This is a genomic window from Marinomonas fungiae (assembly GCF_001418205.1).
GTDB lineage: Bacteria > Pseudomonadota > Gammaproteobacteria > Pseudomonadales > Marinomonadaceae > Marinomonas > Marinomonas fungiae.
This window is the reverse complement of record NZ_LIQF01000001.1, coordinates 400,899-413,993: the sequence shown is the minus strand read 5'-3', so window position 1 is coordinate 413,993 and position 13,095 is coordinate 400,899. Positions and strand designations below refer to the sequence as shown.

At 46.6% G+C, this 13,095-nt stretch carries 10 protein-coding genes and 4 tRNA genes; 13 read left to right on the top strand and 1 reads right to left on the bottom strand.

Annotated elements, in window-relative coordinates; translation table 11 throughout:
- Position 1: 1 nt before the first annotated feature.
- The 7 genes from uvrC (at position 2) to ASC49_RS01815 (ending at position 3,439) form a co-directional block, all read left to right on the top strand.
- Entirely contained in the window at positions 2–1,819 is a 1,818-nt protein-coding gene (uvrC, locus tag ASC49_RS01845) for an excinuclease ABC subunit UvrC (protein ID WP_055461497.1), read from the top strand.
- A gap of 49 nt (positions 1,820–1,868) precedes the next feature.
- Positions 1,869–2,429, top strand: coding sequence for a CDP-diacylglycerol--glycerol-3-phosphate 3-phosphatidyltransferase (gene pgsA, locus ASC49_RS01840; RefSeq protein WP_055461496.1), 561 nt, complete (start codon positions 1,869–1,871; stop codon positions 2,427–2,429).
- Between the two features lie 138 nt (positions 2,430–2,567).
- Positions 2,568–2,642, top strand: a tRNA-Gly gene (locus ASC49_RS01835).
- A 21-nt stretch (positions 2,643–2,663) separates the two neighbouring features.
- Positions 2,664–2,737 (top strand) — tRNA-Cys (locus tag ASC49_RS01830).
- A 13-nt stretch (positions 2,738–2,750) separates the two neighbouring features.
- Positions 2,751–2,837: transfer RNA gene (locus ASC49_RS01825), tRNA-Leu, on the top strand.
- A gap of 40 nt (positions 2,838–2,877) precedes the next feature.
- Positions 2,878–2,951, top strand: a tRNA-Cys gene (locus ASC49_RS01820).
- Between the two features lie 221 nt (positions 2,952–3,172).
- Positions 3,173–3,439: a DksA/TraR family C4-type zinc finger protein gene (locus ASC49_RS01815; RefSeq protein ID WP_055461495.1), complete on the top strand. Its 267-nt coding sequence runs from the start codon at positions 3,173–3,175 to the stop codon at positions 3,437–3,439.
- A 132-nt stretch (positions 3,440–3,571) separates the two neighbouring features.
- Here the strand turns inward: ASC49_RS01815 and ppsA are convergent, their stop codons facing one another.
- Complete coding sequence (gene ppsA / locus ASC49_RS01810; protein ID WP_055461494.1) at positions 3,572–5,965, bottom strand: phosphoenolpyruvate synthase; 2,394 nt, start codon at positions 5,963–5,965, stop codon at positions 3,572–3,574.
- A 182-nt stretch (positions 5,966–6,147) separates the two neighbouring features.
- On the opposite strand from ppsA, the gene ppsR reads away from it, so the two are divergent.
- The 6 genes from ppsR (at position 6,148) to ASC49_RS01780 (ending at position 13,090) form a co-directional block, all read left to right on the top strand.
- Positions 6,148–6,951, top strand: a complete 804-nt coding sequence (gene ppsR / locus ASC49_RS01805; protein ID WP_055461493.1) for a posphoenolpyruvate synthetase regulatory kinase/phosphorylase PpsR — start codon at positions 6,148–6,150, stop codon at positions 6,949–6,951.
- Positions 6,952–7,269: 318 nt separating this feature from the next.
- Positions 7,270–9,858: a ribonuclease R gene (rnr, locus tag ASC49_RS01800; protein ID WP_055461492.1), complete on the top strand. Its 2,589-nt coding sequence runs from the start codon at positions 7,270–7,272 to the stop codon at positions 9,856–9,858.
- A 30-nt stretch (positions 9,859–9,888) separates the two neighbouring features.
- Positions 9,889–10,653: a 23S rRNA (guanosine(2251)-2'-O)-methyltransferase RlmB gene (gene rlmB / locus ASC49_RS01795; RefSeq protein WP_055461491.1), complete on the top strand. Its 765-nt coding sequence runs from the start codon at positions 9,889–9,891 to the stop codon at positions 10,651–10,653.
- Positions 10,654–10,690: 37 nt separating this feature from the next.
- The gene (gene cobT, locus ASC49_RS01790; protein ID WP_055461490.1) at positions 10,691–11,746 is read left to right on the top strand and encodes a nicotinate-nucleotide--dimethylbenzimidazole phosphoribosyltransferase; all 1,056 of its coding nucleotides are present in this window, start codon (positions 10,691–10,693) and stop codon (positions 11,744–11,746) included.
- Complete coding sequence (locus ASC49_RS01785; protein ID WP_055461489.1) at positions 11,736–12,509, top strand: adenosylcobinamide-GDP ribazoletransferase; 774 nt, start codon at positions 11,736–11,738, stop codon at positions 12,507–12,509. The genes cobT and ASC49_RS01785 overlap by 11 nt, the downstream gene beginning before the upstream one ends.
- Positions 12,509–13,090, top strand: a complete 582-nt coding sequence (locus tag ASC49_RS01780; protein WP_055461488.1) for a histidine phosphatase family protein — start codon at positions 12,509–12,511, stop codon at positions 13,088–13,090. Before ASC49_RS01785 ends, ASC49_RS01780 begins: the two co-directional genes overlap by 1 nt.
- Positions 13,091–13,095: the final 5 nt, after the last annotated feature.

Below are 13,095 nucleotides of genomic sequence, written 5' to 3'. Positions count from 1 at the left end.
AGTGTCTCAAGATTTCGCCCCTAAACATTTTGTCCAAAACCTCACCACACGCCCTGGCGTATACCGTATGTATGGCAAAGGTGAATTGTTGTACGTTGGTAAGGCGAAAAATCTCAAAAATCGAGTATCCAGCTATTTTCGCGCGACAGGGTTAACGACTAAAACGATGGCATTGGTGAGTCGCATCGACGCCATTGAAATCACTGTAACTAAGAGTGAAACGGAAGCCCTGTTACTTGAGCAGACACTGATTAAACAGCATCGTCCGCCATACAATATTCTATTACGTGATGATAAATCCTACCCCTATATCCTGATCTCCAATCATGAGCATCCGGCAATCCTGTTTCGCCGAGGTGGCAAAAGCAAAGAAGGCAAACTTTACGGTCCATACCCTAGCGGTTTGGCTGTAAAAGAGAGCCTGATTGCCATGCAAAAAGTGTTTCGTGTGCGTCAATGTGAGGACTCGGTTTACAGCAATCGCACACGCCCTTGTTTGCAATATCAGATAAAACGTTGTTCGGCACCGTGTGTTGGGATTATCAGCGATTCGGATTACGCGGAAGACGTGCGTCATGCACATATGTTTTTGCAGGGTAAGAACCAAGAGTTAACATCTGAGTTGACGACGCAGATGACAACTGCGGCGGCGGATATGGAGTTTGAGCGAGCAGCGGCACTTCGTGACCAAATTATCCAGCTTAAGCATGTGCAAGAAGAGCAGCATGTTTATGGTCAAAGCGGTGATGCTGATGTCATTGCCGCCCTGATACAGCCTGGTGGTTTTTGTGTGCACGTAATGATGGTGCGACAGGGTAAAGTGATCGGTAGTAAAAGTCATTATCCGAAAATGCCGATCGAGATCAATGAGTCCGAGTTGCTGTCTTCGTTTATTGCTCAGCTTTATATCGGAGGCGCTCAAGATTTACCTAAGTCGCTTATCTTGAGCCATGATATCGAAGATCAAGAAGTCATTGAAAACGCTTTATTTGAAACGACACAAAAGAAAATTGAAGTCACGAGCAGTGTTCGTGGTCAAAGAGCTCGCTGGCTAGATCTTGCTAAGCTTAATGCGGAGCAGGGGCTTCAGGCTCGATTAACAGATAAGCGCAACCATTTCAGCCGTATCGCCGTGCTTCAGAAAGTATTGGGCTTCAAAGAGCCACCGCTTCATATGGAGTGTTTTGATATTTCCCATTCCAGTGGCGAAGCAACCGTTGCTTCCTGTGTAGTGTTTGGCCCAGATGGTCCTGATAAAAAGCGCTACCGCTCGTTCAATATTGAAGGTGTGGAACCGGGTGATGATTATGGCGCCATGCGTCAAGCCTTAACCCGACGTTACAAGCGCGTTAAAGAGGGTGAAATTCCGGCTCCAGATGTTTTGCTGATCGATGGTGGTAAAGGGCAGTTATCGCAAGCAGAGACTGTTTTAAAAGAGCTTGGCTTAGTTGATATTTTCTTATTAGGCGTGGCGAAAGGTGATACCCGTAAGCCAGGCTTAGAAACGCTCTATATTGGCTCGAAAGAGGATGAGGTGGTATTGCCACCTGACTCGTCAGCCTTGCATTTGATTCAGCATATTCGCGATGAGGCGCACCGTTTTGCGGTGAAGAATCACCGTCGTCGTCGCGATAAAAAACGTCGACACTCCGCGCTGGAAAATATCCCAGGCATCGGTCCTAAACGCCGGAAGGATCTGCTAACCGCTTTTGGCGGCTATCAAGAATTATTGGCTGCATCACAAGAAGATATCGCCAAAGTCAAAGGTATCGGTGGAAATAAAGCGCAAGAGATATACCTCTACCTTCATAAAAGTTAAGCTAAGCCCATCCTTAAGTGTTGGGCATTCTTTTTAAAAAAGGCTTTTAATGAACATTCCAAACTTTCTTACGTCGCTGCGTATTTTTCTTATCCCTGTTTTAGTAGTTGTGTATTTTCTCCCTTGGGAGGGGCGCTTCTATGCCAGCGCCGCGATTTTTGGTATTGCAGCGATTACCGATTGGTTGGATGGCTTTCTCGCCCGCGCATTGAATCAAACTACGCCGTTTGGTGCGTTTTTTGATCCTGTTGCAGATAAAGTAATGGTGTCGGTAGCGCTTGTTATCTTAGTTGCCGAATACGACAGTGTATTGATGACATTAGCCAGTGCTGTGATTGTAGGTCGTGAGATTGTCATTTCAGCATTACGTGAATGGATGGCAGAAATGGGCAAGCGTGCGAGCGTCGCAGTGTCTTTTGTCGGTAAAATCAAAACGACTATGCAAATGGTCGCGATCTTTATTCTGCTCTCTAACGCTCCAGATACAAGTTGGGCATCCTTCGGACTGTTCGTTTTAGTCATTGCTGCATTGCTGACGCTTTGGTCTATGTATATTTACCTCAAGGCTGCATGGCCGGAGTTAAATGCCAGCGATTCAAGTAAAGGTTAGTTATTGTTGTATAAGGAATAATCTCTGTTGGTTGCAATTTAAACGATTCTTAAAAAAGTAGCGAATAGAGCAATTTATTTAACATAATCCCTTGACGTGAAGATCTAATTCTATAGAATACGCTCCATCTTTTGAGACGCGGGAATAGCTCAGTGGTAGAGCACAACCTTGCCAAGGTTGGGGTCGCGAGTTCGAGCCTCGTTTCCCGCTCCATCTCTTAAGATTACTGATTGAGGCCGGATGGCAGAGTGGTCATGCAGCGGACTGCAACTCCGTGTACGCCGGTTCGATTCCGACTCCGGCCTCCATTTCAGTGTTCTAGCCCGGGTGGTGAAATTGGTAGACACACAAGACTTAAAATCTTGCGATAGAAATATCGTACCGGTTCGATTCCGGTCCCGGGCACCATTTGGTGCCTTTTTTTATTTCAGGCTAGAAAATATATTGAGGCCGGATGGCAGAGTGGTCATGCAGCGGACTGCAACTCCGTGTACGCCGGTTCGATTCCGACTCCGGCCTCCATAGTTCCCTTCTCTAAGATCTTTTCTTTGTAATTCAAGCTTAACTCTCTTCAGTTATTAATGTAGCCGCAGAATTCTATCGATCATTTTTTCGTTTTGTTTGTTAGCGACGAATTATTGATGACTTTGTACTAAATTCAAAAATCCCAATAGCCTAGTGTTGCTCAGTGTTTGGTTGCTTCCTATACTCAGTTCAAGATGTGAGTGCTTGATGGAGTATATATGGCAAGTGGTTGGGCGCACGATGGTGCGGTGCAAGATCAAATTGATGCAACTGTGAATTCGGCAGTAGAGCGTGCGCGAAGCCGTTTGACGGTGGGTGATAGTTTGGAGTTTTGCGAGGAATGTGATGCTGAAATTCCTGAGCGTCGCCGTCAGGCAATCCCTGGTGTTCGCTTATGCATTGCGTGCCAATCTGAATTTGAAAACCACGATAAAGCCAAAAGCATGTATAACCGCAGTGGAAGTAAAGATAGCCAGCTGCGTTAAACGCGTTTCCAGTTCCGCTCAATATAGATTGAATGAAAAGATGCTGATTATTTGTGTTGCTCGTCTCTAGAAGAGGGCACTAGCAAAAAAAGCCCCGCGTTGGGCGGGGCTAAGAACCAGAGAGTGCTGCGATTAAACAGCGTTCTGACTTAATGAAGTGTTTTTCATAATTACTTCATTAAGATGCAGCCATGTTTCAACTACGGTATCTGGGTTGAGCGAGACACTTTCGATGCCTTGTGCAACCAGCCAATCAGCAAAGTCAGCGTGGTCAGAGGGCCCTTGACCACAAATACCGACGTACTTGCCTTTCGCCTTACATGCCTCGATCGCCATTTTCAGTAGTTTTTTCACGGCAGGGTTGCGTTCATCAAATTTGTCCGCGATTAAACCTGAATCACGGTCAAGACCGAGTGTAAGTTGTGTTAGGTCATTAGAGCCGATAGAGAAACCATCAAAGAATTCTAGAAATTCATCAGCCAACAGGGCATTAGATGGCAGTTCGCACATCATAATGACTTTGAGGCCGTTCTCACCTCGTACTAGACCATGCTCCGCGAGCAAGTCGATGACTTGTTTTGCTTCTTCAAGGGTGCGTACAAACGGAATCATAATTTGTACATTGGTGAAGCCCATTTCATCGCGCACTCGGCGCATAGCCTGACATTCTAGGGCGAAACAATCGCGGAAAGATTCGTCGATATAACGCGCTGCTCCACGGAAGCCTAGCATTGGGTTTTCTTCGTCCGGTTCGAACTGTGGCCCACCCACCAAGTTATGATATTCATTGGACTTAAAGTCTGACAGGCGCACAATCACTGGCTTGTCCGCAAAAGAGCAAGCAAGAGTCGCTACGCCCTCAACCAGTTTGTCGACGTAAAATTCCACTGGTCCTGCGTAGCCTGCCGTACGGAAGGTGATCTCTTCTTTGAGCCCTGCATCCATTTTGTCGAAATTCAATAGCGCTTTAGGATGAATGCCAATCATGCGGTTAATGATGAATTCAAGGCGAGCAAGCCCTACACCATCATTCGGTAGCATTGCAAAGTCGAAGGCACGGTTAGGATTGCCGACGTTCATCATTACCTTAACTGGAAGTTTAGGCATGTTGCCCACTTCAGATGTCACCACCTCAAATGTCAGCGCTCCTTGGTACACCATGCCCATATCACCTTGAGCACAAGAAACGGTAACTTCTTGTCCATCTTTGAGGGTGGTGGCGTCGCCACTGCCTACGACAGCAGGAATACCAAGTTCACGGGCAATGATGGCGGCATGACAGGTTCGGCCACCACGATTGGTGACGATAGCCGATGCTTTTTTCATAATCGGCTCCCAGTCAGGGTCTGTAATGTCCGTGACGAGTACATCACCTTCTTGGATGCGATCCATTTCAGTGATTGAGCTGAGTACTTTCACTTTGCCTGAGCCAATTTTATGACCGATGGCACGACCTGTGATCAAAATAGGACCAGTCTCTTTTAGATTGTAGCGTTCCATACTTTGGGTATTTGCTTGAGATCGTACGGTTTCAGGTCGCGCTTGTACGATGTAAAGTTTGCCATCTATACCGTCTTTCGCCCATTCAATGTCCATTGGGCGCTGGTAATGTTGTTCAATGATCATCGCCTGACGAGCTAGATCTTCGATTTCTTCATTGCTCAGTGCGAACTGGTTTTGTAAATCTAGACTGACGGGTACAATTTTAACAAAGTCATCACTTTCAGCATCGGCGTACTCCATTTTTTGCGCCTTACTGCCCAATGTTTTACGTACCACAGCTGGGCGACCTGATTTTAGCGTGCCTTTGTGCACGTGGTATTCATCTGGGTTCACAGTACCTTGTACGACCATCTCGCCAAGGCCGTAGGCGGCGGTGATAAATACCACGTCGTTGAACCCCGACTCCGTATCTAGGGTAAATAAGACTCCCGATGCACCGATATCGCTGCGCACCATTTTTTGTATGCCAGCCGATAGGGCGACGCCCTTGTGTTCAAAGCCTTGGTGTACGCGGTAAGAAATTGCGCGGTCGTTGAAGAGAGAAGCAAACACTTGTTTGATGGTTAGCTTAACGTTATCAAGTCCTTGTACATTGAGAAATGTTTCTTGCTGACCGGCAAAAGAGGCATCGGGTAAATCTTCTGCGGTTGCGGATGAGCGCACGGCAAAGGAAGCGCCTTGATTGTCTTTTGACAGCTGAGCGTAAGCTTGTTCAATTTCTTGGTTGAATTCGTCTGAGAAGGGAGCCTCTTCGATCCAGGTGCGAATTTGCTTGCCTGCTTGAGTGAGAGCATGTACGTCATCAACATCTAAAGAATCGAGCAGGTCGTGGATTTTCTGGTTTAGGCCGCTTTCTTCTAGGAAAGATTGATAAGCATAAGCAGTGGTTGCAAACCCGTTTGGCACTTGAATGCCTAATTCTGCCAAGTTGGAAATCATCTCGCCCAAAGACGCATTTTTTCCACCAACTTCACCTACATCGTCTAGGCGCAGATCACTAAACCACTTAATAAAATTGCTCACAATGTACCTCAGCTTGTTACATTAAAATTATTATCGAGTCGCTGTTCTTTGCTTGCTAAAGCTAAGCATTTGAATTCATTGTAAGAAGAGGCAGATCAATGAATAAAATCGATTATTCGATGTTGTTTTATTTCAATCAGCTTTTTTAATGTAGTTGCTTTACACCAAATTGGAGGTGATTTGTGAAAGTTTATTTTGTATCCGATGGCACGGCGATCACGGCAGAGGTCTTTGGTCAAGCCATGTTATCTTTCTTCGATGTCACGATTAAGCAGCAAAGCGTCCCGTTTTTATCTACTCTAGATAAGGCCTATGGCTTTTGTCAGCAATTGCAAGAAGAAGCCGAAAAAGGAGAGAACACTTTAGTGTTTTTCACCATATCTGATCCACAAATTCGTGCTGTAATTGAGGGGTGTGAGAGCCATTGTTACAACATCTTTGGCGATTTGTTGTCGCCAATTGAAAAGGCATTAGGGGTACCCGCTCAGCCAAATGCGCAAAAAGCCCATGGTATAAAAGAAGGCATTTATGATGGCCGAATTGATGCCATTAATTATGCTTTAGCCAATGATGATGGGGCCTCGGTTAAAAACTATGACGAGGCAGAAATCATTCTACTGGGCGTTTCTCGTTCTGGTAAAACACCGACCAGTTTATATTTGGCCATGCAATATGGCATTAAAGCGGCGAACTATCCGCTCACAGAAGATGACTTTAATACCGTGGGGTTGCCTAAGGTATTGAAGCCTCACAAACATAAACTATTTGGGTTAACAATTGACCCAGAAAGGTTGCATCAGATTCGAACAGGACGGATGGCCGCGAGCAAATACGCCTCGGCACGTCAGTGTCGTTATGAATTAGATGAAGTGGAGGCTATTTATCGCCAAGAGCGTATTCCATTCTTGAATACAACCAGACTGTCGGTGGAAGAAATTTCCACCAGAATCATGGCGGATATGCATTTGAGCCGAAATCGCGGTTAAATCTTAGGTAGCTGAAACCATCTAAAAAACTGATCGATTGATTGATTTGAGTGTTTTTTGTTCTAAATTAAGTGAATTTAGTAATAAAACCGTTACAAAAAACGCTCTTGAATAAGACGCAATTGGGTAAGAGCTAAGTCAATTTGATGATTTGTAGTGTTATTACAAAAATGATCGTTGATCGAAGTTGCAGCTATGATGAAGATTATACTGCTGGTTAGAGAGTATTTTTTAAGAATAACTTATACTTACCCGCATGAATAAACACACAATAAGAAGTGCGCAAAGACGTGCTTCGACTTAATAGGACGGTACCGTTTGAGTAAAAACAACATTCAAGACCCTTTTCGAGATCGGGAAGCTTCTAAATATGACAACCCCATTCCGAGTCGCGAATACATACTAGAGCACATTGCCTCGGTGGGTCGTCCTGTTACTCACCCTGAATTATGCGAAGCGTTTGGTTTAAAAGACGACGATTCTATAGAAGCGGCGCGTCGCCGTTTAATAGCCATGTGCCGTGATCACCAATTGGTAAGCAATTTTGACGATGCTTATTCTCCTGTTGTTGAAAGCGACCTGATCGAAGGTTACGTACAGGGGCAAAAAGACGGCCATGGTTTCCTACTGCGTAAAGACGCCGATGATATTTTCCTATCCCCGCGTCAGATGCAGTCGGTGATGGATGGCGATCTAGTCGTTGTCCGCTTATCGGGCAAGACCATTAAAGGCCGCTTAGATGGCGTCGTGGTGGAAATCAAAGAGCGTAAGCACAGTACCTTGGTTGGTCGTTACTACGAAGAAAGTGGTTCAGCGTTCGTCACGCCTGAGACCCCACGTATTTCTCAAGACATCATGATTGAGCAGTCTTCTGGTTTATCACCAAAACACGGTCAATATGTATTGGTTGAGATCGTTAGTTACGCTGAGCGTCATGTAGCGGCGAAGGGGATTGTGAAGAAGATCTTAGGTGACTTTATGGCGCCAGGTCTTGAAATCGATGTAGCGATTCACCAATACGAGATTCCAAATGAATGGCCGAAAGAGGTACAGCAGCAAATTCGTCATTTCACCACTGAGGTGGCTGATGAAGATAAAGTAAATCGTGTTGATCTACGTAACACGCCGTTTGTCACCATCGATGGCGAAGACGCTCGTGATTTTGATGATGCGGTGTACTGTGAAAAAACACCGGGCGGTTGGAAGCTGTTTGTTGCCATTGCGGATGTCTCTCACTATGTGAAGAAAGGCTCAGCATTAGACGAAGAGGCGATCCTACGTGGTAACTCGGTATATTTCCCTGGCCGTGTTGTACCAATGCTACCGGAAGTTTTGTCGAACGGCCTTTGTTCATTGAATCCAAATGTTGACCGCTTAGCGATGGTGGCCGAAGTTTCTTTGACATCGCGTGGTAAAATGCGCAGTTACAAGTTCTACGAAGGCATTATCAACTCTCATGCTCGTTTGACCTATTCAAAAGTGGCCAAGATGATCGCAGCTGAGCCAGATGATCAAGGCCTTGAGTTACGTGAACGTTACAAAGATATCGTTTCTCACATCGATGATTTGTACGGTTTGTATCAAGTTCTTCGAGCTTCCCGTGAAGAGCGTGGTGCCATGGACTTTGATACGGTGGAAACCCGTATGGTGTTCGATCAGAATGCTAAAATTGAGCAGATTGTGCCAATTGAGCGCAACGATGCTCACAAGCTAATCGAAGAATGTATGCTGTGTGCCAACGTGGCTTCAGCGGAGCTACTGTTAAAAGCCAACATTCCGGCCTTGTTCCGTATTCACGAAGGACCACGAGAAGAGAAGCTTCTGGCTCTTCGTACTTACTTGTCTGTGTTGGGGCTTGAGTTAGGTGGTGGTTTGAAGCCAACGCCGAAAGACTACGCAGACTTAGCGGATAAGATTCGTGATCGTGCGGATGCCCGCAGTATTCAAACTATGCTGCTGCGCTCTATGTCACAAGCGGTTTACCAACCTGATAATGTGGGTCACTTTGGTTTGGCTTATGATGCTTATACGCATTTCACATCACCGATTCGTCGTTATCCAGACTTGTTGGTTCATCGCGCAATACGTTATTTGATTCGTGGTGAAGGCGCTCCTAAAGTCACTCAAGCCTATAAAGTGCCAGGCTCTGTCACGTTAAAAGCGAACAAGATTTACGGCTATGACGAAGCGGCAATGGACGAACTGGGTGAAAACTGTTCGGTGACCGAGCGACGTGCTGATGAAGCCACGCGCGATGTGGAATCATGGCTGAAATGTCAGTATGTTGAGCAGCACCTTGGTGAAGAGTTCGATGGGATTGTCACGGCGGTAACGCCATTTGGTTTGTTTGTCGAGCTTGGTGGCCTTTATGTGGATGGCTTGGTACATGTATCTGGTTTAGGGGATGACTACTTTGTTCATGACCCAGAACATCAAGCGATGATTGGCGAGCGTACCGGCAAAGTTTACCGTCTAGGCGAACAAGTACGAGTGACCGTATCGGGTGTTAATCTAGAACAACGCAAGATCGATCTGCAAATGCGACAAGGCCGCCCAGCGCCGAAGAAACGCATGAATCGTGATGAGTTATCTGAGCTTGAAATGCAGTTAGCACAGTTGCCGCCGATGGAGCTTGGTGGCCGCGTTAAGCCAAAGGCAAAAGGTGATCGCGAAGGTCAAAAAGCGCCAGCGGATGAAGAGTGGGGTAATAAGCCAAAGAAAAAGTCGAGTAAGAAGAAAGACGACTCTAAAGGCAAGAAAACGCGTTTTAAGAAATCGTCAAAAGCGGCTGCGTCCAATGGTAAAAAACCTGCTACTACCAAAAAAGCAACAGGAACCAAAGCTAAAAACGCTAAGCCGAAGGCTAAAAAGAAAAAGAGTAACGCCAAAGCGCGTGTTCGCGATTAATTAGACCAATAGAAAGAGTGTGTTAGCCAAATGGCAGATTTAGATTGGGTATACGGTATTCATGCCGTAGAAAACGCGCTAGGCCAAGACGGTAAAGTGAAAGAAGTGCGCCTACAGGAAGGGCGCGATGATAAAAAGATGCAACGTATTATTAAGTTGTGTCAGTCTCAGAAGATTCGAGTGAATCAGGTACCACGCCGTGATTTGGACCAGCTTTTTAGCAAAAGCAAAGAGCGTATCGTTCATCAGGGTGTGGTGGCACTGGCAGAAGTCACCAAAACTGGTGACGAGAAAGATCTGGAGCGATTGGTTAAAAACCTTGATGCAGTGCCATTGATTGTTATTTTGGACGGAGTTACCGACCCCCATAATTTGGGCGCATGTTTACGTAGCGCCGATGCAGCGGGTGCCCATGCGGTGGTGATCCCAAAAGACAAATCGGCTTCCATTAATGCAACTGTTAGTAAAGTGGCCTGTGGCGCAGCGGAAAGCATGCCAGTGTTTTCGGTGACCAACCTTGCGCGTACTATGAAAATGCTCCAAGACCTTGGAGTATGGATCTTTGGTACGGCGGGTGAAGCCACACAAACCTTGTACGAACAAGATCTAACCATTCCTACGGCAATCGTGATGGGCGCAGAAGGAGATGGTATGCGTCGTTTAACTCGTGAACAGTGTGACTACTTAATCAAGCTGCCAATGGCTGGGGTGGTGACAAGCTTAAACGTATCGGTTGCGACCGGTGTTTGTCTCTATGAGGTGGTACGTCAGCGTGCTGTAAAAGCAGGTTTATAACCTGCTTTTTTATGAGTAATATGTTTGTGAGGTCCTTGTGTTAAAAGCCTTTCAAGTTGCTCCCTTGAGCAATGAATTAGACGATGATATCCAACACAAAATCGATTTCAAAACCAAGCCACCGGGCTCTCTTGGCGGTTTGGAGAGTATCGCTTTTCAAGTGGCACGTATTCAGCGCACCTTGGCGCCCAAGCTAGAACGTGCCCAGATGTTGGTGTTTGCTGCGGATCATGGTGCTGTGGACAAAGGAATTAGTGCCTTTCCACAGGAAGTGACGCCCCAAATGGTAACGAACTTTCTTGCAGGCGGTGCGGCTGTCAGCGTGTTTTGTAAACAGCATAATGTAGCGCTTAAAGTGGTCGATGTAGGCGTCAAAGTAGATATGCCGGATCACCCTTTGCTGTCGAAGCGAAAAGTAGCCTACGCCAGTCAAGATTTCTCGGAGCAGGCTGCATTGACGCTGGATGAAGTCAATCAAGCGCTGGCGGCTGGGGCAGAGGAAGTGGATGCTTGCCAAGAGGTAGATCTCTTGTTATTCGGCGAAATGGGCATAGGCAATACTGGTGTCTCTTCTTGCATGATGAGTGCGATGACTGGACAAACGCCCGAACAAACCTCTGGACGCGGTACCGGCTTGGATGAGTTAGGGGTTTCTAAGAAAGCACAGATTATCGCTGGCGCGCTGAAACGTGCGGAACAAGCGTTGAATAAGCCGATGGGAGAATGGGCGCCATGGGAAGTGGCAACTCAAGTTGGCGGTTTGGAAATCCTCGCCATGTCTGGCGCTATGTTGCGTGCAGCAGAATTAAGTAAGCCGTTTGTGGTAGATGGTTTCATTTGCACCGTGGCGCTGTTGTTCGCCAGTAAATTGCAGTCGGCGGTCACGGATTACGCCATCTTTGCCCATCAGTCCGATGAGCAAGCCCATCAGGCGTTATTGCAGCACTTCAAAGCAGAGCCGATTTTGAAGTTGAATTTGCGCTTAGGTGAGGGTTCAGGTGCAATTTTGAGTTACCCCATTATTAAAAGTGCAGTGGTCTTTTTTAATGAAATGGCCAGTTTTGAGTCGGCTGGAGTGACAAATGCAACTTGAGCAGGATTGGCAAGGTTTTAAACGATCCGTTGCTACCTACACTAGGATTCCGATAAACATTCAATGGGAATCACCAACAAAGCACACGCCTAGCGTGTGCTTTTTACCGTGGGTAGGTGCATTGGTTGCAGTGATCAGTGCTTGGCCTTTGCTGCTTAGCGGTTGGTCGCCTGAATTCCAAGCGTTACTCATGATGTTGAGCGCAGTGCTATTAACCGGTGCTTTTCACGAAGATGGTTTGATGGATGCCTGCGATGGATTGGTTGGAGGATGGACTCAGGAGCAGCGTCTAACCATTATGAAAGACTCCCGTGTGGGTAGTTACGGCGTATTAGCGGGAATTTTTTGCTTTGCGATAAAGTGGTGGTTACTGAGCCAATGGATCACTAAATCTCTATGGCAGGACGGTTTGCTGTTTGTGTTGTTGGGGTGGATTACAGTCCATGTGGCCGCTCGTTGGTTGCCCTTAGGAATCATGACGTGCATGAATTACGTCAGCCTTGGGCAAAGCAAAGCAAAGTCTATGATTGCTGAGGTTGAGCTGCGCGGAGCGGTATGGATTGCCTTGTCTATGGCTTTTATTGTGGCATTAATTGGCATCAGTGCATGGTTCTCTATCCTATCTGTCCTGGTGATGGCGGGCATCGCTTGTGGCTTGTATCTGTGGCGTCGCATTAATGGCTATAACGGTGACAGCTTGGGTGCGGTTGAGCAGATCGGGGAATTATTGGTGCTGTTTACTCTGTTGGGATGGCAGGCTTGATGAAGTTGTTATTGATTCGACATCCTGCGCCGAATGTTGCAAAAGGCCTGTGTTATGGGCAGACCGATGTGCCGATTGTCGATGCTTGGCAACAAGACGCAGAGGCGATACAAGTTTGGTTGGATCATCACTTCCCAGACAAGTCATGGCAGTTTTATCACAGCCCATTACAGCGTACGCGACGCTTAGCACAGGCGCTTAATTCAGATTCTAGTGCTGTTGACGCGCTCAGAGAAGTGGACTTTGGCTTATGGGAAAATCGTCTTTGGAGTGACATTCCCAAAGTAGAAATTGATGATTGGCTGGACGACCTGGTGGCAAGTGCGCCATACCAAGGGGAAAGCCTAGCCGAGCTGCTTAAGCGTGTGATGGCTTGGTTTGAGCAAATTAGACAAGTAGATCAAGACACCGTGTTGGTAACCCATTCGGGAGTGATTAAGGTGCTGTTAGCGGCGCTTTGTCATATGCCATTAGAACAATGTTTTCGTTTTAATCCATCCTACTCAAGCATCACCGAACTGGACATTGGGCCGGACTTTGCCATGCTCAACCGTTTAGGTGCAGGGGATTGGGTGAAATAGGGACT

Bases quoted from the DNA above. Each gene is read 5' to 3' on its own strand.
- pgsA (WP_055461496.1), top strand. From the start codon at position 1,869: ATGAACATTCCAAACTTTCTTACGTCGCTGCGTATTTTTCTTATCCCT.
- ASC49_RS01815 (WP_055461495.1), top strand. From the start codon at position 3,173: ATGGCAAGTGGTTGGGCGCACGATGGTGCGGTGCAAGATCAAATTGAT.
- rlmB (WP_055461491.1), top strand. From the start codon at position 9,889: ATGGCAGATTTAGATTGGGTATACGGTATTCATGCCGTAGAAAACGCG.
- ASC49_RS01785 (WP_055461489.1), top strand. From the start codon at position 11,736: ATGCAACTTGAGCAGGATTGGCAAGGTTTTAAACGATCCGTTGCTACC.
- ASC49_RS01780 (WP_055461488.1), top strand. From the start codon at position 12,509: ATGAAGTTGTTATTGATTCGACATCCTGCGCCGAATGTTGCAAAAGGC.